Annotated in this window: 20 protein-coding genes and 2 pseudogenes; 21 read left to right on the forward strand and 1 reads right to left on the reverse strand. The window is 71.7% G+C overall.

Annotated features, from left to right (window positions below; genetic code table 11):
• Window positions 1-56: 56 nt before the first annotated feature.
• From proS to AB0447_RS20235, 18 genes and pseudogenes are all read left to right on the forward strand, one after another.
• The gene (gene proS, locus AB0447_RS20150) at window positions 57-1,469 is read left to right on the forward strand and encodes a proline--tRNA ligase (protein ID WP_366478045.1); all 1,413 of its coding nucleotides are present in this window, start codon (window positions 57-59) and stop codon (window positions 1,467-1,469) included.
• A gap of 177 nt (window positions 1,470-1,646) precedes the next feature.
• Window positions 1,647-2,246, forward strand: a complete 600-nt coding sequence (locus tag AB0447_RS20155; protein ID WP_366478046.1) for a hypothetical protein — start codon at window positions 1,647-1,649, stop codon at window positions 2,244-2,246.
• Window positions 2,247-2,403: 157 nt separating this feature from the next.
• Window positions 2,404-2,841 (forward strand): 30S ribosomal protein S16, encoded by a 438-nt coding sequence (gene rpsP, locus AB0447_RS20160; RefSeq protein ID WP_150207121.1) that lies wholly within the window; start codon window positions 2,404-2,406, stop codon window positions 2,839-2,841.
• A gap of 2 nt (window positions 2,842-2,843) precedes the next feature.
• The gene (locus tag AB0447_RS20165; protein ID WP_007266827.1) at window positions 2,844-3,083 is read left to right on the forward strand and encodes an RNA-binding protein; all 240 of its coding nucleotides are present in this window, start codon (window positions 2,844-2,846) and stop codon (window positions 3,081-3,083) included.
• A 165-nt stretch (window positions 3,084-3,248) separates the two neighbouring features.
• Complete coding sequence (gene rimM, locus AB0447_RS20170) at window positions 3,249-3,794, forward strand: ribosome maturation factor RimM (RefSeq protein ID WP_366478047.1); 546 nt, start codon at window positions 3,249-3,251, stop codon at window positions 3,792-3,794.
• Complete coding sequence (gene trmD, locus AB0447_RS20175; RefSeq protein ID WP_366478048.1) at window positions 3,794-4,615, forward strand: tRNA (guanosine(37)-N1)-methyltransferase TrmD; 822 nt, start codon at window positions 3,794-3,796, stop codon at window positions 4,613-4,615. The genes rimM and trmD overlap by 1 nt, the downstream gene beginning before the upstream one ends.
• A 133-nt stretch (window positions 4,616-4,748) precedes the next feature.
• A complete protein-coding gene (gene rplS / locus AB0447_RS20180) occupies window positions 4,749-5,099 on the forward strand; it encodes a 50S ribosomal protein L19 (RefSeq protein ID WP_366478049.1) in 351 nt (116 codons plus the stop codon).
• A 43-nt stretch (window positions 5,100-5,142) separates the two neighbouring features.
• Window positions 5,143-5,853, forward strand: coding sequence for a signal peptidase I (lepB, locus tag AB0447_RS20185; RefSeq protein WP_366478050.1), 711 nt, complete (start codon window positions 5,143-5,145; stop codon window positions 5,851-5,853).
• A pseudogene (gene lepB, locus AB0447_RS20190) lies at window positions 5,846-6,879 on the forward strand (signal peptidase I); the annotation flags it as partial. The gene lepB (AB0447_RS20185) and the pseudogene lepB (AB0447_RS20190), both read left to right, overlap by 8 nt.
• A complete protein-coding gene (lepB, locus tag AB0447_RS20195; RefSeq protein WP_366478051.1) occupies window positions 6,833-7,726 on the forward strand; it encodes a signal peptidase I in 894 nt (297 codons plus the stop codon). The pseudogene lepB (AB0447_RS20190) and the gene lepB (AB0447_RS20195), both read left to right, overlap by 47 nt.
• A 42-nt stretch (window positions 7,727-7,768) precedes the next feature.
• The gene (gene lepB / locus AB0447_RS20200) at window positions 7,769-8,530 is read left to right on the forward strand and encodes a signal peptidase I (RefSeq protein WP_366478052.1); all 762 of its coding nucleotides are present in this window, start codon (window positions 7,769-7,771) and stop codon (window positions 8,528-8,530) included.
• A gap of 79 nt (window positions 8,531-8,609) precedes the next feature.
• Window positions 8,610-9,119, forward strand: coding sequence for an NUDIX hydrolase (locus tag AB0447_RS20205; protein WP_366478053.1), 510 nt, complete (start codon window positions 8,610-8,612; stop codon window positions 9,117-9,119).
• A 55-nt stretch (window positions 9,120-9,174) separates the two neighbouring features.
• Window positions 9,175-9,483: a DUF2469 domain-containing protein gene (locus AB0447_RS20210; protein WP_005311352.1), complete on the forward strand. Its 309-nt coding sequence runs from the start codon at window positions 9,175-9,177 to the stop codon at window positions 9,481-9,483.
• Window positions 9,484-9,591: 108 nt separating this feature from the next.
• On the forward strand, window positions 9,592-9,984 hold the full coding sequence (locus AB0447_RS20215) for a YraN family protein (protein WP_366478054.1): 393 nt from the start codon (window positions 9,592-9,594) through the stop codon (window positions 9,982-9,984).
• Window positions 9,984-11,624, forward strand: coding sequence for an ATP-binding protein (locus tag AB0447_RS20220; RefSeq protein WP_366478055.1), 1,641 nt, complete (start codon window positions 9,984-9,986; stop codon window positions 11,622-11,624). The genes AB0447_RS20215 and AB0447_RS20220 overlap by 1 nt, the downstream gene beginning before the upstream one ends.
• Window positions 11,621-12,835: a DNA-processing protein DprA gene (gene dprA / locus AB0447_RS20225; protein ID WP_366478056.1), complete on the forward strand. Its 1,215-nt coding sequence runs from the start codon at window positions 11,621-11,623 to the stop codon at window positions 12,833-12,835. Before AB0447_RS20220 ends, dprA begins: the two co-directional genes overlap by 4 nt.
• Before the next feature lie 183 nt (window positions 12,836-13,018).
• Window positions 13,019-13,855, forward strand: a complete 837-nt coding sequence (whiG, locus tag AB0447_RS20230; RefSeq protein WP_366478057.1) for an RNA polymerase sigma factor WhiG — start codon at window positions 13,019-13,021, stop codon at window positions 13,853-13,855.
• Between the two features lie 70 nt (window positions 13,856-13,925).
• Window positions 13,926-14,465, forward strand: a complete 540-nt coding sequence (locus tag AB0447_RS20235; protein ID WP_366478102.1) for a helix-turn-helix domain-containing protein — start codon at window positions 13,926-13,928, stop codon at window positions 14,463-14,465.
• Window positions 14,466-14,528: 63 nt separating this feature from the next.
• On the opposite strand, the pseudogene AB0447_RS20240 reads toward AB0447_RS20235, so the two are convergent.
• Window positions 14,529-14,987: pseudogene (locus tag AB0447_RS20240) on the reverse strand (M23 family metallopeptidase); the annotation flags it as partial.
• Window positions 14,988-15,240: 253 nt separating this feature from the next.
• On the opposite strand from AB0447_RS20240, the gene rpsB reads away from it, so the two are divergent.
• From rpsB to pyrH, 3 genes are all read left to right on the forward strand, one after another.
• Window positions 15,241-16,140 carry a 30S ribosomal protein S2 gene (gene rpsB, locus AB0447_RS20245; protein WP_366478058.1) on the forward strand — a complete coding sequence of 300 codons (900 nt, stop codon included), beginning with the start codon at window positions 15,241-15,243 and terminating at the stop codon, window positions 16,138-16,140.
• Between the two features lie 135 nt (window positions 16,141-16,275).
• Complete coding sequence (gene tsf / locus AB0447_RS20250; RefSeq protein ID WP_366478059.1) at window positions 16,276-17,109, forward strand: translation elongation factor Ts; 834 nt, start codon at window positions 16,276-16,278, stop codon at window positions 17,107-17,109.
• A 162-nt stretch (window positions 17,110-17,271) separates the two neighbouring features.
• Entirely contained in the window at window positions 17,272-18,051 is a 780-nt protein-coding gene (gene pyrH / locus AB0447_RS20255) for a UMP kinase (RefSeq protein WP_150207110.1), read from the forward strand.
• Window positions 18,052-18,096 lie beyond the last annotated feature (45 nt).

The following is an 18,096-nucleotide window of genomic DNA, read 5'->3' on the forward strand; positions in this document are numbered from 1 at the left end:
GTCCCCGTTCCGCCCCGATTCACGCTCGGCACCCCTGGCGCCGTACCATTCGCGCCATGGCAAAGGCTCCCGTTCTCACCCCCCAGGCGGAGGATTTCCCCCGCTGGTACCAGGATCTGATCAACAAGGCCGAGCTGGCCGACAACGGCCCAGTGCGCGGCACGATGGTCATCCGACCGTACGGCTACGGGCTCTGGGAGCGGATGCAGCAGGAGATGGACGCGCGCATCAAGGACGCGGGCGCCCAGAACGCGTACTTCCCGCTGTTCATCCCGCAGTCGTACCTGACGAAGGAAGCCGAGCACGTCGAGGGCTTCGCCCCCGAGCTCGCGGTCGTCACGCACGGCGGCGGCAAGGAGCTGGAAGAGCCGGTCGTGGTCCGGCCCACCTCCGAGACGATCATCAACGACTACTTCTCCAAGTGGGTGCAGAGCTACCGGGACCTGCCCCTGCTGATCAACCAGTGGGCGAACGTCGTCCGCTGGGAAATGCGCCCCCGCGTGTTCCTCCGTACGAGCGAGTTCCTGTGGCAGGAGGGCCACACGGCGCACGCCACCTACGAGGAGGCCCGCGACTACGCCGCCCGGATCCACCGGGACGTGTACGGCGACTTCATGACCAACGTCCTCGGCATCGACGTGGTCCTGGGCCGCAAGACCGCCAAGGAGCGCTTCGCCGGCGCCATCAACACCCTCACCCTCGAGGGCATGATGGGCGACGGCAAGGCGCTGCAGATGGGCACGAGCCACGAGCTCGGCACCAACTTCGCCAAGGCCTTCAACACCCAGTACCTGTCGAAGGAGGGCCGGCAGGAGCTGGTCTGGCAGACCTCCTGGGGCGTCTCCACCCGCATGGTCGGCGGTCTGATCATGTCCCACGGCGACGACAACGGCCTCCGGGTCCCGCCGCGGCTCGCCCACGTCCAGGTCGTCGTCATGGCGATCAAGGGCGACGAGGCCGTGGCCAAGGTCCGCGAGCTCGGCGCCCAGCTGAAGGCCGCCGGCCTCCGCGTGCAGGTCGACGACCGGGTGGACACCCCGTTCGGCCGCCGCGCCGTGGACTGGGAGCTCAAGGGCGTACCGGTGCGCATCGAGATCGGCCCCCGCGACCTGGAGGCCGGCACCGCGATGCTGGCCCGCCGGATCCCCGGCGGCAAGACCCCGGTGCAGATCGACGCGCTCGCCGACCTGCTGCCCAAGGTGCTCGACGAGGACCAGGCGCAGCTGCTGCGCGAGTCCCGCGAGCGCCGCGAGAGCCGTACCTCCGACGTGAGCACCATCGAGGAGGCCGCCGAGGCCGCGGTGGCCGGCGGCTGGGCGCGGATCCCGTGGGACGTGCTGGGCCCGGAGGGCGAGGCCAAGCTGGCCGAGCAGGCCGTGTCCGTGCGCTGCCTGATCGCCGAGGACGGCTCCGTGCCGGAGACGGACGACGCCCCGGGCACCCTGGCCATCGTGGCGCGCTCGTACTGATGTGACGCGTGGGGTCCCCCGGACTACGTCCGGGGGACCCCTGTACGTACCGACTCCTCCGGAGTTCTGCGCACCCGCCCTCCTCGGGACGCATCAGACTGAACTGACTGGTACGTGCAAAAAATTTGGAATGGCCCGGAATCGGAACACCGGGGCACCTCGGCTCGTTGTCACGACGTGAGCACGACACCACCTGTTCTCGCCGCAGAGCTGGCGCAGGCGTGGGCCGATATTCAGCGGTACCACCCCGAGCTGCCCGACCTTGCCGCGCCCGAGTCCCTGATCGGAGAGTCCTCGTCCGCCTGCGGCGCGGAACTCTCCTTCGAGCGACTGCTGCACGAGGCAGTCCACGGCATCGCCGCTGCCCGCGGTGTCCGGGACACCTCGCGCGCCGGCCGCTACCACAACCGCCGGTTCCTGGCGATCGCCGAGGAGATGGGCCTGGACCACTCCGAGGAACCGCACGCGAGCAGCGGATTCTCGCTGGTCACGCTCAACCCCGAGGCAAAGAAGCGCTACCGGCCCACCATGGAGCGGCTGCAGCGGGCCCTCAAGGCACACACGGTGGCCACCGCCGCCGACACCAAGCGCAGCTTCCGCGGCCCGGCCGCCCGGCACGGCTCCTCCGGCGGCGGCGTGCGGGTCAAGGCGGTCTGCGACTGCGGCCGCAACGTCCGCGTGGTGCCCTCGGTGCTCGCCCAGGCCCCGATCGTGTGCGGCGGCTGCGGCAAACCGTTCAGGATTCCCGAGGTGGCGGCCACCGCGGCCGCGTCCTGAGCCCCGGACGGGGTGTGGCACAATGACTAGCTGTACTCGACAGTCGCATAGGACCCCTCTCTCCTCCGGCTGACGCGTCCATCGGGCACCCGAGTACCGCAACCCCACGTGGCATCTCATGTGCCCAACCACGTCAAGACCAGGAGACACCACTCCAGTGGCAGTCAAGATCAAGCTCAAGCGCCTCGGCAAGATTCGCCAGCCGCACTACCGCATCGTCGTCGCCGACGCCCGCACCCGCCGGGACGGTCGCGCGATCGAAGAGATCGGTATCTACCACCCGACGTACAACCCGTCGCGCATCGAGGTCAACGGCGAGCGTGCGCAGTACTGGCTGTCCGTCGGCGCCCAGCCGACCGAGGCCGTGCTCGCCATCCTGAAGCTGACCGGTGACTGGCAGGCGCACAAGGGCCTCCCGGCCCCGGCGCCGCTGCTGCAGCCGGCGACGAAGGAAGACAAGCGTCGTTCCTTCGACGAGTTCGCCAAGGCTCTGGAAGGTGGCGACGCCAAGGGCGAGGCCATCACCCAGAAGGCGAAGAAGGCCGACAAGAAGGCGGACGAGGCTGAGGCCGCCGCCGAGTCGACCGAGGCCTGATCATGCTCGAGGAGGCTCTTGAGCACCTCGTAAAGGGCATTGTCGACAACCCCGACGACGTGCAGGTCGCCTCGCGCAACCTGCGCCGCGGACAGGTGCTGGAGGTCCGGGTCCACCCCGACGACCTCGGCAAGGTGATCGGCCGCAACGGCCGCACCGCGCGCGCCCTGCGGACCGTCGTGGGCGCCATCGGCGGCCGCGGGATCCGCGTCGACCTCGTCGACGTGGACCAGGTCCGCTGAGAAGTTGAACCACCGGCACGGGCCGGGGAGGGCGCTGGCTGCCCGCCCCGGCCCGAGTCGTTTTGCCCGCCGGCAAGAGCAACCATTGATTGAGCAACCACGACGGAGAGGTACCACCTCCGCGAGAGCGGCGGCGGTTTAGCCGCGAAAAAGGGGAGACAGAGAGTGCAGCTGGTAGTCGCGCGGATCGGCCGCGCCCACGGCATCAAGGGCGAGGTCACCGTCGAGGTGCGCACCGACGAGCCGGAACTGCGGCTCGGCCCCGGCGCCGTGCTCCAGACCGAACCGGCATCGGCGGGACCGCTGACCATCGAGACGGGCCGGGTGCACAGCGGGAAGCTGCTGCTCCGCTTCGAGGGCGTCAAGGACCGCACCGCCGCCGAGGCCCTGCGCAACACCCTGCTGATCGCGGACGTGGACCCGGCGGAGCTGCCCGAGGACCCGGACGAGTACTACGACCACCAGCTGATGGACCTCGACGTGGTCCTGACCGACGGCACCCCGGTCGGCCGGATCACCGAGATCTCCCACCTGCCCTCGCAGGACCTGTTCATCGTCGAGCGCGAGGACGGCACCGAGGTGATGATCCCCTTCGTCGAGGAGATCGTCACCGAGATCGACCTCGAGGCGCAGCGGGCCGTCATCGACCCGCCGCCCGGTCTGATCGACGACCGCGCCGTGATCGACTCCACCCGCGAGGAAGAGTCCTGATGCGGCTCGACGTCGCCACGATCTTCCCCGAGTACCTGGAACCGCTGAACGTCTCCCTGGTCGGCAAGGCCAGCGCGCGCGGCGTGCTCGACGTACACGTCCACGACCTGCGGAACTGGACGTACGACCGGCACAACACCGTCGACGACACCCCGTACGGCGGCGGCCCCGGCATGGTCATGAAGACCGAGCCGTGGGGCGACTGCCTGGACGACGCGCTGGCCGCCGGGTACGAAGCCGGCGCCCACGGCCCGGTCCTGGTGGTCCCCACCCCCAGCGGCCGGCCGTTCACCCAGGAACTCGCCGTCGAACTCTCCGAGAAGCCCTGGCTGGTCTTCACCCCGGCCCGGTACGAGGGCATCGACCGCCGCGTCATGGACGAGTACGCCACCCGCATGCCGGTCTACGAGGTCTCCATCGGCGACTACGTGCTGGCCGGCGGCGAGGCCGCCGTCCTGGTGATCACGGAGGCGGTGGCCCGGCTGCTCCCCGGCGTGCTCGGCAACGCCGAATCGCACCGGGACGACTCCTTCGCGCCCGGCGAGATGGCCAACCTGCTGGAGGGCCCGGTGTACACCAAGCCCCCGGTCTGGCGCGGCCGCGGCATCCCGGACGTACTGCTCAGCGGGCACCACGGGAAGATCGCGCGCTGGCGCCGGGACGAGGCCTTCGCCCGCACTGCACAGAACCGGCCCGACCTGATCGAGCGCACCGAGGCCGCCGCCTTCGACAAGAAGGACCGGGAGACGCTCAGCATGCTGGGCTGGTCCCCGGCCCCGGACGGCCGATTTTGGCGCAGGCCGCAGGCCGTGGAAGAATAGGCGGCTGCTGTACGCCCACGTGCGCCCCTGCCACAGGGGGACCGTCGCCCGCCGGGTGGCACGGCAACCGAATTCCTCACCGAAAACCCGCTCGGCGACCTGTGGCGTCGTGCGAAGAAAGCAGACGAAGAACATGTCTTCTCTCCTCGAGGGCGTCAACGCCGCCTCTCTGCGCTCCGACGTCCCGGCCTTCCGCCCGGGTGACACCGTCAACGTGCACGTCCGCGTGATCGAGGGCAACCGCTCCCGTATCCAGCAGTTCAAGGGTGTCGTCATCCGCCGTCAGGGCGCCGGCGTCTCCGAGACCTTCACCGTCCGCAAGGTCTCCTTCAGCGTCGGCGTGGAGCGCACCTTCCCGGTGAACTCCCCGATCTTCGAGAAGATCGAGCTCGTCACCCGCGGTGACGTGCGTCGCGCCAAGCTGTACTACCTCCGTGAGCTCCGCGGCAAGGCCGCGAAGATCAAGGAGAAGCGCGACAACTGATCTCGGCTCCGGGTCCCGGGGGAGGCCGGATAGGCTCCCTCCGATGGACACGGAAGCACGACTCACGCAGCGCGGCCACTCTTCCCCCGACAAGGGGGCGGAGCGGTCGCGCTTCGCGTTTTCCCGCCGCCGGGCCGGGCTGGCCGGCCTCGCGGGTGCGGTCGGGCTGCTGCTGTTCAGCAACTACGTCCTCCAGCCCTTCCTGATCCCGAGCCGGTCGATGGAGCCGACCCTGAAGGTCGGCGACCGGGTGCTGGTCAACAAGCTGGCGTACCGTTTCGGCGGGCAGCCGCAGCGCGGCGACGTCGTGGTCTTCGACGGCACCGGCTCCTTCGTACGGGAACGGCCCGAGGGCAACCCGGTCGGCGACGCCCTGCGCGGGGCGGCCGCGAAGCTCGGCCTCGCCGAGCCGGCCGACACGGACTTCGTGAAGCGGGTGGTGGGCGTGGGCGGCGACGACGTGGTGTGCTGCGACGCCCAGGGCCGGATCCAGGTCAACGGGGAGCCGCTGGCAGAGCCCTACTTGCACCCCGGTGACCAGCCCTCCCGGGTGCCGTTCCGGATCGTCGTCCCGCTGGGCACCCTGTGGGTCATGGGCGACCACCGCTCCCAGTCCCGGGACTCCCGGGACCACCTCGGGGAGCCGGGCGGCGGGATGGTGCCGGTGGAGAAGGTGATCGGGCGGGCCGACTGGATCGGCTGGCCGCTCTCGCGCTGGGGGAGATCCGGCGGTCCGGGCGGTACGCATGGGTAGCCGCGGGCGGCCCCGCGGCGAGCGGGACCAGGAGCTGGCCGCCCTGGGCGGGCGGGCCGAACGGCGCCGGCTGGCGCGCAAGGTCCGGCGACGGCGCCGCACCCGGCGGGCCGGTGAACTGCCCCTGCTGGTGGCGGTGGCGCTGTGCATCGCGCTGCTCCTCAAGACCTTCCTGGTGCAGGCCTTCTTCATTCCGTCCGGTTCGATGGAGCAGACCATCCGGATCGGCGACCGGGTGCTCGTCGACAAGCTGACCCCGTGGTTCGGCGCCAAGGCGGAGCGCGGCGACGTGGTGGTCTTCAAGGATCCCGGCGGCTGGCTGCGGGGCGAGAGCGCCCGCCCGGCCCCGGACCCGATCGGCGTCAAACAGGTCAAGCAGGTCCTCACCTTCATCGGACTGCTGCCCTCCGCCGACGAACAGGACCTGATCAAGCGCGTCATCGGGGTCGGCGGGGACACCGTCAAGTGCTGCGACGCCAAGGGGCGGGTCAGCGTCAACGGCTACTCCCTCGACGAGCCGTACGTGATGCGCGGCAACAACCCCTCCGAGATCCGGTTCGAGGTGGTGGTACCGAAGGGGCGGCTCTTCGTCATGGGCGACCACCGGGCCAACTCCGCGGACTCCCGCTACCACCTGGAAGAGGCCCACCAGGGAACCATCGACGAGAAGGGCGTGGTGGGGCGCGCCTTCGTGATCGCCTGGCCGTCCGACCACTGGCGCAAGCTGGAGAAGCCCGCCGTGTTCGCCTCGGTGCCCGATCCCGCGCGCCGGGGGCGCCGCCCCGCGGGTGAGGGGCGCGGTCCCGCGCGTCCAGGGCACCGTCCCGCGCGCCGGGGGCGCCGTCGCCCTAGATCGTTCGCATAGTGTGTCCTCCGTCTCCCGAGCCTTAGGGAACTCCCGCTCGTTAGGGGAGTGGAGGCCCTGCGTCTGATCCGGCGCGGGCGGGCGTTAACGAGTTGAGGAGTGGATGTGGGGGATGTGGCAGTAGGCGCACGATCCGGACGCGACGAGCCCGAGGAGCGGCCGGAACGGCCCGAGCGGCCGGAGGAAGCCGTCGAGGGTGCCACCGAGGGCACCGAGGACGGCGGTGCGGCCCCGCGCCCGCAGCGCTCCTTCTGGAAGGAGCTGCCCCTCCTCATCGGCATCGCCCTGCTGCTGGCCCTGCTGATCAAGACCTTCCTGGTCCAGGCGTTCTCGATCCCGTCCGACTCGATGCAGAACACCCTGCAGCGCGGCGACCGGGTGCTGGTGGACAAGCTGACCCCGTGGTTCGGGTCGGAGCCGGAGCGCGGCGAGGTCGTGGTGTTCCACGACCCGGCGCAGTGGCTGGCCGGCGAGCCGACCCCGGAGCCCAACGTGTTCCAGAAGGTCCTCAGCTTCATCGGCCTGATGCCGTCCGCGGAGGAGAAGGACCTGATCAAGCGGACCATCGCGGTCGGCGGGGACACCGTGGAGTGCAAGAAGGGCGGCCCCGTCACGGTCAACGGCAAGGTGCTCGACGAGCCGTACATCTTCCCCGGGAACACGGCGTGCGACGACAAGCCGTTCGGTCCGCTGAAGGTGCCGAAGGACCACATCTGGGTGATGGGTGACCACCGGCAGAACTCCTACGACTCCCGCTGGCACCAGGACGACGTGACCAAGGGCTTCGTGCCGAACGACAAGGTCGTCGGCCGGGCCGTGGTCGTGGCCTGGCCGCTGAACCGCCTCGCCACCCTGCCGGTCCCGGACACCTTCGACCAGCCGGGCATCGGCAACCAGGCCGCGGCGGCGGCGATCGGGCTCGCCCCGGCCGCGGCGGGCCTGGCCGGCGCGGTGCCGCTGGTGCTCTGGCGCAGGCGGAGGCTGACCGGCGGGCATACCGCCAGGTAGATTGCCGCCCAGGTCGACGATCTCCGGATGGGGGACGCTGGGATGGGCGGATCAGAACGTGTGACAGGTGGCCGCGGCCGCCTCGGCAACGTGTTGTCGGGGCTGGCCGTGGCCATCGGCTTTGCCCTGTTCCTGGGCGGGTTCGTGTGGGGGGCGCTCGTGTACCAGCCGTACACCATCCCGACCGATTCGATGATGCCCACGGTGCAGCCCGGGGACCGGGTGCTGGCGGAGCGAATATCCGGCGGCGAGGTGCGCCGCGGCGACGTGGTGATTTTTACTGATTCCATGTGGAGCAACGCGCCCATGGTGAAACGGGTCGTCGGCATCGGCGGCGACACCGTCCGCTGCTGCGGCCAGGGCGGCCGGCTGACCGTGAACGGCCGGGAACTGGACGAGCCGTACATCGACGACGTCAAGGCCGACGGCTCCGGCAAGGACTCCAACATGGCCTCGGAGACGCCGTTCGAGGTGAAGGTCCCCGAGGGCAAGCTCTTCCTGCTGGGCGACCGGCGGGCCGCCTCCCTGGACTCCAGGGCCCACCTGCAGGAGGCCGGCCAGGGCACGGTGGACCGCTCCGCGGTGACCGCCCGGGTGGATGCCCGCGCCTGGCCCTCGGCGGAGATGGTGGAACGCCCGCGTGCGTACGCCGGCCTGCCCGGCGGGATCTCCGCGCCGGGGCCGCTGCGGATCCAGGTGGCTGCGGTGCTGGCGGGCGCGGTGCTGGTGGTGGCCGGCGCGGCGTACGGGCCGATCGCGAGGCGGTTCGGCGGGGTACGGCGGGAGCCGGCCCGTGCCGGCTGAGGGGCCGGTGCCGGCTGAGGGGCCGGTGCGGGCCGAGGGTCTGGTGCCGGCTGAGGATCCGGTGCGGAGTGGGGGCCCCGTGCCGGATGAAGGCCCCGTGCCCCCCGGAGCGGCGCGCAAGGTGTCACGGGTGATCCTGCTGGACCCCGAGGACCGGATCCTGCTGCTGCACGGCTACGAGCCGGACGATCCGGCGGACGACTGGTGGTTCACCCCGGGCGGCGGCCTGGAGGGCACCGAGACCCGGGAGCAGGCCGCGCTGCGCGAGCTGGCGGAAGAGACCGGGATCACACAGGTGGATCTGGGGCCGGTGCTGTGGCACCGGTACTGCTCCTTCCCCTTCGACGGGCGCCGCTGGGAGCAGGACGAGTGGTACTTCCTGGCCCGCACCACGCAGACGGCGACCGCCCCGGCCGGCCTCACCGAGCTGGAACGACGCAGCGTCACCGGGGCGAGGTGGTGGACCTCCGAGGAACTTCTCGCGGCCCGTGAGACGGTGTACCCGACCAGACTCGCCGAGCTGTTCCGCACACTGCTCGACGACGGTCCTCCGGGTGCGCCGGTGGTCCTGGCCCCGGAAATCGTTTAGGGGCACCCGGGCCTGGCGCACAATAGGGGGACGCACGGCTGAAGGGGAACATGCCATGAGCGCCGAGGACCTCGAGAAGTACGAGACCGAGATGGAGCTGAAGCTCTATCGGGAGTACCGCGACGTCGTCGGGCTGTTCAAGTACGTGATCGAGACGGAACGCCGTTTCTACCTCACCAACGACTACGAGATGCAGGTGCACTCGGTCCAGGGCGAGGTGTTCTTCGAGGTCTCCATGGCGGACGCCTGGGTCTGGGACATGTACCGGCCGGCCCGGTTCGTGAAGCAGGTACGGGTGCTGACCTTCAAGGACGTGAACATCGAGGAGCTCAACAAGAGCGACCTCGAACTGCCCGGAAGCTGATCCGTCACTCCTGGGGGTGACCGGGTTGTCCACAACGCCCCGGTCATCCACCAAGATCCACTGGGCGGGTGGGGGTGCGGGACCGTCGGTACCGGAGGTGGTACCGACATGGACGCACAGCAGCACACCCGGCCGCAGACGGGGAAGGCCCGGGCCCTGGGCCGGTACGGCGAGGACCTGGCCGCGCGGCGGCTGACCGAGGCCGGGATGACGGTGATCGCGCGGAACTGGCGGTCCGGCCGGTGGGGGGAGATCGACATCCTCGCCCGGGACGGGGACGCCCTGGTGGTCTGCGAGGTCAAGACCCGGCGCGCCGGGCCCTTCGAGCACCCGATGGCGGCGGTCCCGCCCGGCAAGGCCGACCGACTGCGCCGGCTCGCCGAGCACTGGCTCGCGGACCACGGTGGACCACCCCCCGGCGGGGTCCGCATCGACCTGGTCGGAGTGGTCCTCCCGCGGCGCGGGGCGCCCGTGGTGGAACACGCCAGGGGGGTGGCGTGATGGGTTTCGCGCGCACCTGCTCGGTGGCCCTGGCCGGCGTCGAGGGCGTGGTCGTGGAGGTCCAGGCCGACCTGGAACCGGGCCTGGCCGCCTTCACCCTGGTAGGCCTCCCGGACAAGACCCTGGTGGAGAGCCGCGACCGGGTCCGCGCGGCGGTGGTGAACTCCGGCGCCGAATGGCCGCAGAAGAAGCTCACCGTGGGCCTCAGCCCGGCCTCCGTACCCAAATCCGGCTCGGGCTTCGATTTGGCCGTCGCCGTGGCGGTGCTGGCCGCCGCCGAGCGGATCGACCCCGACACGATCGCCGACCTGGTCCTGATCGGCGAGCTCGGACTGGACGGCCGGGTCCGACCGGTCCCCGGCATCCTCCCGGCGGTCCTGGCCGCCGCCGAGGCGGGCCACCACCAGGTGGTCGTCCCGCAGCAGTCCGCCGCGGAGGCCGCCCTGGTCCCCGAGGTCTCGGTGCTCGGAGTGCGCAGCCTGCGCCGCCTCATCGCCGTCCTGGTCGGCGAGGAACTCCCCGAGGAGGATCCGGCGGACCACCGCGACCGCCCGGATCCCGGCCCGACGGGGCTGATGGTCCCCGGAGCCTGGCTGGGGACGGGGCTCGTGCACCGCCCCGGCCGGTACGGGGACGAGGGCGGGCCGGACCTGCCCGACCTGGCCGATGTCGCGGGGCAGCGGGCCGCCCGGCGGGCGCTGGAGGTGGCCGCGGCCGGCGGCCACCACCTCTTCCTCAACGGGCCGCCCGGCGCGGGCAAGACCATGCTGGCCGAGCGGCTGCCCGGCATCCTGCCGCCGCTCACCCGGGAGGAGTCCCTGGAGGCCACCGCCGTCCACTCGGTCGCCGGGATCCTGCCGCCCGGCGAGCCGATGGTCACGGCCCCGCCGTACTGCGCACCGCACCACTCGGCGACCATGCAGTCCCTCGTGGGCGGGGGGAACGGCATGCCCCGGCCCGGTGCGGTCTCCCTCGCCCACCGGGGCGTGCTGTTCCTGGACGAGGCCCCGGAGTTCAGCGGCAAGGCGCTCGACGCGCTGCGCCAGCCCCTGGAGTCCGGACAGGTGGTCGTGGCCCGGGCGGCCGGCGTGGTGCGGCTGCCCGCCCGGTTCCTGCTGGTCCTCGCCGCCAACCCCTGCCCCTGCGGCCGGCACACCCTGCTCGGCGCCGGCTGCGACTGCCCGCCCTCGGTGATCCGCCGCTACCAGGCGCGGCTGTCCGGACCGCTGCTCGACCGGGTGGACCTGCGGGTGGAGGTGGAGCCGGTGACCCGGTCCGACCTGCTCGGCAGGGGCGGGCGGGGCGAGCCCAGCGCGGCCGTCGCGGTTCGGGTGGCCGAAGCCAGGGCCAGAGCGGCCGCCCGACTGGCGGGCACGCCCTGGACCGTCAACAGCGAGGTCCCCGGGCACGAACTGCGCACCCGCTGGCAGCCCGCCCCCGGAGCGCTCGCCCAGGCCGAGCGGGATCTGGAGCGGGGCCTGCTCACCGCGCGCGGGCTGGACCGGGTGCTCCGCGTCGCCTGGACCGTGGCCGACCTGGCGGGGAAGGACCTCCCGGACGCCGCGGACGCGGCCGTCGCCCTGGAACTGCGGACCGGCATCGCCCGCGGAATCCCGGTCGCCCCGGGAGCCCCGTCATGAGCCCGGAGGCGGACGGTGGCGCCGAGCTGCGGGCGCGGGCCGCGCTGACCAGGGTCCTGGAGCCCGGGGACGAGCTCGGCGGCCGGTGGCTGCGGCAGTGGGGGGCCGTGCGGCTGATACGGCTGCTCACCGGGGCCGAGCCGGGCGCCGGGCCCGGAGTCCCGGCCGGAGCCGGGGCCGAGCGGCTGGCCGGGTACCGGAGGCGGGCGGCCGCCGCCGACCCCGAGCGGGACCTGGCGCTGATCGCCGAGGCCGGCGGGCGGTTCGTCGTACCGGGCTCGGCGGAGTGGCCCAGCCAGCTCGACGACCTGGGGGACGCCCGGCCGGTCGGGCTGTGGCTGCGCGGCAGCCCCAGCCTGCGGATATGGGCGCTGCGCTCGATCGCGCTGGTCGGAGCCCGGGCCTGCACCCCGTACGGGGCGCACATGGCGCAGACGCTGGCCGCCGGGCTCGCCGAGCGCGGCTGGGTGGTGGTCTCCGGAGCGGCGTACGGGATCGACGGCGCAGCCCACCGCGGGGCCCTGGCCTCCGGCGGGGCCACCGCCGCCGTACTGGCCTGCGGCACGGACGTCCCCTACCCGCGCGGGCACGCCGGGCTGATCGGCCGCATCGCCCAGCAGGGGCTGCTCATCGGAGAGCTGCCGCCCGGCAGCCATCCCACGCCCAGCCGGTTCGTCCTGCGCAACCGGGTCATCGCCGGCCTGACCCGGGGCACGGTCGTGGTCGAGGCCGCCTACCGCAGCGGCTCGCTGGTCACCGCCCGGCGGGCGCAGGAGCTCGGCCGGTTCGTCATGGGCGTGCCCGGCCCCGCCACCAGCGGACTCTCCGCCGGGGTGCACGAACTGCTGCGCGGCGAGGCCGTGCTGGTCACCGACGCCGCGGAGGTGGTCGAACTGGTCGGCGGCATGGGGGAGCTGGCGCCGGCCCGCCGGGGGCCGGTACTGGCCCGTGACCTGCTGGACCCGGCGGCCGCGCGGGTCCTGGAGGCACTGCCGGCCGGGCGGCCGGCCACCGTGCCGGAGCTCGCCCTCGCCGCGGGCGCCGGCACCGATGAAGTCATCGGCAGACTGTACGAACTTCACTCCCTGGGGTTCGTCGAACGGCAGGGCGAGGGCTGGCAGTTGACCCCACGGAGGGATGGCGCGGGCGGTCAAACCGAAAGTCACCCGGCGAGGCGGTCGTTGACCAGGGGCGTTCCGGTGAAAGAGTGAAGCCGATGAGAGACGCGGTCTTCCGGGCGGCACCCGCCGGGACTGTGCGCGAGGCGCCGGTCCCGGGCCGCCCGCGCGGCGCCGGGCGCCCCTGCGGCCCCGCCCGATCCCGTACTCTTCGCGCACCGCGACACTTCAGTCACGCTACGCTCGCAAGGAATCCGGCCCCGACAAAGGCGAAGCATGCCCCAGCACACCTCAGGGTCTGACCGCGCCGCGGCACCCCCCGCTGCCCGCAGCAGCGTGCGGTCCACCGCGCCCTCGTCCCTGGACGCGCTGTGGCGCTCGTACAAGGACTCGGGGGACGAGCGGCTGCGGGAGCAGCTGATCCTGCACTACTCGCCGCTGGTGAAGTACGTGGCCGGCCGGGTCAGCGTGGGCCTGCCGCCCAACGTCGAGCAGGCGGACTTCGTCTCCTCCGGGGTGTTCGGGCTGATCGACGCCATCGAGAAGTTCGACATCGAACGCTCCATCAAGTTCGAGACCTACGCCATCACCCGGATCCGCGGCGCGATGATCGACGAACTGCGGGCCCTGGACTGGATCCCGCGGTCCGTACGCCAGAAGGCGCGCGCCGTGGAACGGGCCTACGCCACCCTGGAAGCGCAGCTCAGGCGCACCCCGACCGAGGTCGAGGTGGCCGCCGAGATGGGCATCGCGGTGGAGGAACTCCACGCGGTGTTCAGCCAGTTGTCGCTGGCGAACGTGGTCGCCCTGGAGGAGCTGCTGCACGTCGGCGGCGAGGGCGGCGACCGGCTCTCGCTCATGGACACCCTGGAGGACACCGCCGCCGACAACCCGGTGGAGGTGGCGGAGGACCGGGAGCTGCGCCGGCTGCTGGCCCGGGCTATCAACACCCTGCCCGAGCGGGAGAAGACGGTGGTCACCCTCTACTACTACGAGGGGCTCACGCTGGCCGAGATCGGTCACGTGCTGGGCGTCACCGAGAGCCGCGTCAGCCAGATCCACACCAAGTCGGTGCTTCAGCTGCGGGCCAAGCTGGCGGATGTCGGCCGCTGACCTTGCGGCACCTCCGTAGAGTGGTGGCGTGCCCAGGATTCGAGCGGCCTCGGTGGCCGAGCACCGGACGATGCAGCGCGGCGCCCTGCTGGACGCCGCGCGTTCCCTGCTGTCGGAGGGCGGGACGGAAGCGCTGACCTTCCCCGCCCTCGCCGAGCGGACCGGGCTGGCCCGCTCCTCCGTCTACGAGTACTTCCGCTCCCGCGCGGCCGTCGTCGAAGAGCTCTGCGCCGTCGACTTCCCGCTGTGGGCGGCGGAGATCGAGGCGGCCATGGAGGCGGCGGACACCCCCGAGGCGAAGATCGAGGCCTATGTGCGGCAGCAGCTGTCCCTGGTGGGGGACCGGCGGCACCGCGCCGTGGTGGCGATCTCGGCGAGCGAGCTGGACGCCGGTGCGCGGGAGAAGATCCGCGCGGCGCACGGCGGGCTCGTCGCGATGATCGTGGAAGCGCTGGGAGCCATGGGGCACGCCCAGCCCCGGCTCGCGGCGATGCTGCTGCAGGGCGTGGTCGACGCCGCGGTGCGCCGGATCGAACTGGGTGCCGCCGAGGACCCCGCCGAGGTCACCGAGGCCGCCGTGGCCATGGTGCTGCGGGGCGTCCGGGGCTGACGTCCCGGAGAGCGGCAGCAGCCGCGGCGCCCGGCGGGGGACCAGCTCCAGCGGGTTCCGGTAGGCCTCGCCCGCCAGCAGCCCCCAGTGCAGGCAGGACACCGGGCAGTGGCTGCCCGCGGTCAGCACCGCCACCGGCTGCCCGGCCCGGACGGGCTCACCCGCGGCCACCAGCGGCCTGACCGGTTCGAACGTGGTGCGCAGGCCACCCGGGAGGGTGAGGGAGAGCACGCCGCGGCCCGCCACCTGTCCGGCGTAATGCACCCGGCCGGGGCCGACCGCCCGCACCTCGGCCCCCACCGGGGCCGCCAGGTCCACCCCGCGGTGCCCCGCCGCGTACGGCGTGGGCGGCGGATCCCACCAGCGCACCACCCGAAGCGGCGCGGGCAGCGGGCGGGCATGGGCGGGCGGCCCCGGGTCCGGCGCAGGCGCCCCGAACAGGGCGGCCAGCAGCAGGGTCCACGGCAGGGCGAACGGCAGGGCGAGCGGCAGGCTCGGCAGGGTCGTCAACAGTCCGGTCATGGCGGCAGCGTCCCGCGGGGACGGGCTCCCGCGCCCCGGCCTGTGGACGACCGGGCCGATGTGGACAGGGGCGTCACCCGGCACGTCCACGGGTCCCGTACACTTCTTGTGGCGATCCGGGTCACCGGGTCGACTTCGCACGCCCCAGCACCGGCCCGAAACGGCACTGGTGAAAGCGTCCCTCGGTCCCCTTCCCGGGGGCAGGACGCGCGGGGGCGTCAGGATGCAACCGAGATTTCAAGGAGATACGGCCATGGCCGTCGTCACGATGCGGGAGCTGCTGGAAAGCGGCGTCCACTTCGGTCACCAGACCCGTCGCTGGAACCCGAAGATGAAGCGCTTCATCTTCACCGAGCGCAACGGCATCTACATCATCGACCTGCTCCAGTCGCTGTCGTACATCGACCGCGCCTACGAGTTCGTCAAGGAGACCGTCGCCCACGGCGGTTCCATCATGTTCGTCGGCACCAAGAAGCAGGCGCAGGAGGCGATCGCCGAGCAGGCGACCCGCGTCGGCATGCCCTACGTCAACCAGCGCTGGCTGGGCGGCATGCTCACCAACTTCTCCACCGTCTACAAGCGCCTTCAGCGTCTGAAGGAGCTCGAGGCGATCGACTTCGAGGACGTGGCCGCCTCCGGCCTCACCAAGAAGGAGCTCCTGGTCCTCTCCCGCGAGAAGGCCAAGCTGGAGAAGACCCTCGGTGGTATCCGCGAGATGTCGAAGGTGCCCAGCGCCGTCTGGATCGTCGACACCAAGAAGGAGCACATCGCCGTCGGTGAGGCGCGCAAGCTCCACATCCCGGTCGTCGCGATCCTCGACACCAACTGCGACCCCGACGAGGTCGACTACAAGATCCCGGGCAACGACGACGCGATCCGCTCCGTCACCCTGCTCACCCGCGTGATCGCCGACGCCGTCGCCGAGGGCCTCATCGCCCGCTCCGGCGCTGCGACCGGTGACTCGAAGCCGGGCGAGAAGGCCGCCGCCGAGCCGCTCGCCGAGTGGGAGCGCGACCTGCTCGAGGGTGACAAGAAGGCCGACGAGGCCCCCGTCGCCGCCGAGGCTGCCGACGAGGCCCCCGCCGCCGAGGCCGAGGTCGCCGCCGAGGCGCCCGCCGCCGAGGCTCCGGCCGCGGACGCCGAGCAGGCCTGACCCACTGAGAGCGCCCTGAGTTCACTCCCAGGGCACTCGCAGCACGGACGATGACGACGGGGGACGGTGCGAACCAAGCACCGGCCCCCGCCGTTCACCCGTAGATCTACGACTTCGAGAGAGAATCACAGACTCATGGCGAACTACACCGCCGCTGACGTCAAGAAGCTCCGCGAGCTCACCGGCGCCGGCATGATGGACTGCAAGAAGGCTCTGGACGAGTCCGAGGGCAACGTCGACAAGGCCGTCGAGGCGCTGCGCATCAAGGGCCAGAAGGGCGTCGCCAAGCGCGAGGGCCGTTCTGCCGAGAACGGTGCCGTCGTCTCCGTCATCGCCGAGGACAAGACCTCCGGCGTGCTCGTCGAGCTGAAGTGCGAGACGGACTTCGTCGCCAAGGGCGAGAAGTTCCAGGCCGTCGCCAACGCGATCGCCGAGCACGTCGCCGCCACCTCTCCGGCGGACATCGCGGCCCTGCTCGCCTCCGAGATCGAGGCCGGCAAGACCGTGCAGGCGTTCGTGGACGAGGCCAACGCCAACCTCGGCGAGAAGATCGTCCTGGACCGCTTCGTGCAGTACAAGGACGGTTTCGTCCACGCGTACATGCACCGCACCAACCCCGACCTGCCGCCGCAGATCGGTGTGCTGGTCGAGCTCGACAAGGAGAGCGACGTCGTCCGCGGCATCGCGCAGCACATCGCCGCCTTCGCGCCGAAGTACCTCACCCGTGAGGACGTCCCGGCCGAGGTCATCGAGTCCGAGCGTCGCGTCGCCGAGGAGACCACCCGCGCCGAGGGCAAGCCCGAGGCCGCGCTCCCGAAGATCGTCGAGGGCCGCGTCAACGCGTTCTTCAAGGACGCCACCCTGCTGGGCCAGCCGTACGCGCTGGACAACAAGAAGTCCGTCCAGCAGATCCTGGACGAGGCCGGCGTCACCCTGAAGCGGTTCACCCGCATCAAGGTCGGCATCTGAGTCCGTCCGTACACGACGGACACCGGACCCCGGTAGGGTCTGAGGCAGTCGTCCGCGCTCGCGCAGGACGACCGCAGATCTGACGAGGAGGCCATTGCCGTAGAGGGAACCGCAAGGACCCACCGGCAATGGCCTTCTTCGTATGTGCACGAGGAGATCTCCATGAATCAGGGCGTGGACCCCCACACCGCTTCCGACGACAAGAGCGACCACGACAAGAAGGGCCGCCGCTTCATGCTGAAGCTGTCCGGCGAGGCCTTCTCCGGCGGCGGCGGGCTGGGCGTAGACCCCGACGTCGTCCACGCCATCGCGCGCGAGATCGCCGCGGTGGTCCGCGACGGCGCGGAGATCGCCGTGGTCATCGGCGGCGGCAACTTCTTCCGCGGCGCCGAGCTGCAGCAGCGCGGCATGGACCGGGCCCGCTCCGACTACATGGGCATGCTCGGCACCGTCATGAACTGCCTCGCCCTCCAGGACTTCCTGGAGAAGGAGGGCATCGACTCCCGCGTCCAGACCGCCATCACCATGGGCCAGGTCGCGGAGCCGTACATCCCGCTGCGGGCCGTACGGCACCTGGAGAAGGGCCGCGTCGTGATCTTCGGCGCGGGTATGGGCATGCCGTACTTCTCCACCGACACCACCGCCGCCCAGCGCGCGCTGGAGATCGACGCCGAGGCCCTGCTCATGGGCAAGAACGGCGTGGACGGGGTCTACGACTCCGACCCGAAGACCAACCCGGACGCCGTGAAGTTCGATGCGCTCGAGTACGGCGAGGTGCTCTCCCGCGACCTCAAGGTCGCCGACGCCACCGCCATCACGCTGTGCCGCGACAACAAGCTGCCGATCCTCGTCTTCGAGCTGCTGACCGAGGGCAATATCGCCCGCGCGGTCAAGGGTGAGAAGATCGGCACGCTGGTGAGTGACCAGGGCACCCGGGCCTGAGCGCTCTGCCGGCCGGCCGACGGCCCGCCGCCCGCCCGAACCATC

Source organism: Streptomyces sp. NPDC051211 (assembly GCF_040689505.1).
In the GTDB taxonomy this organism is placed as follows: Bacteria; Actinomycetota; Actinomycetes; order Streptomycetales; family Streptomycetaceae; genus Streptomyces.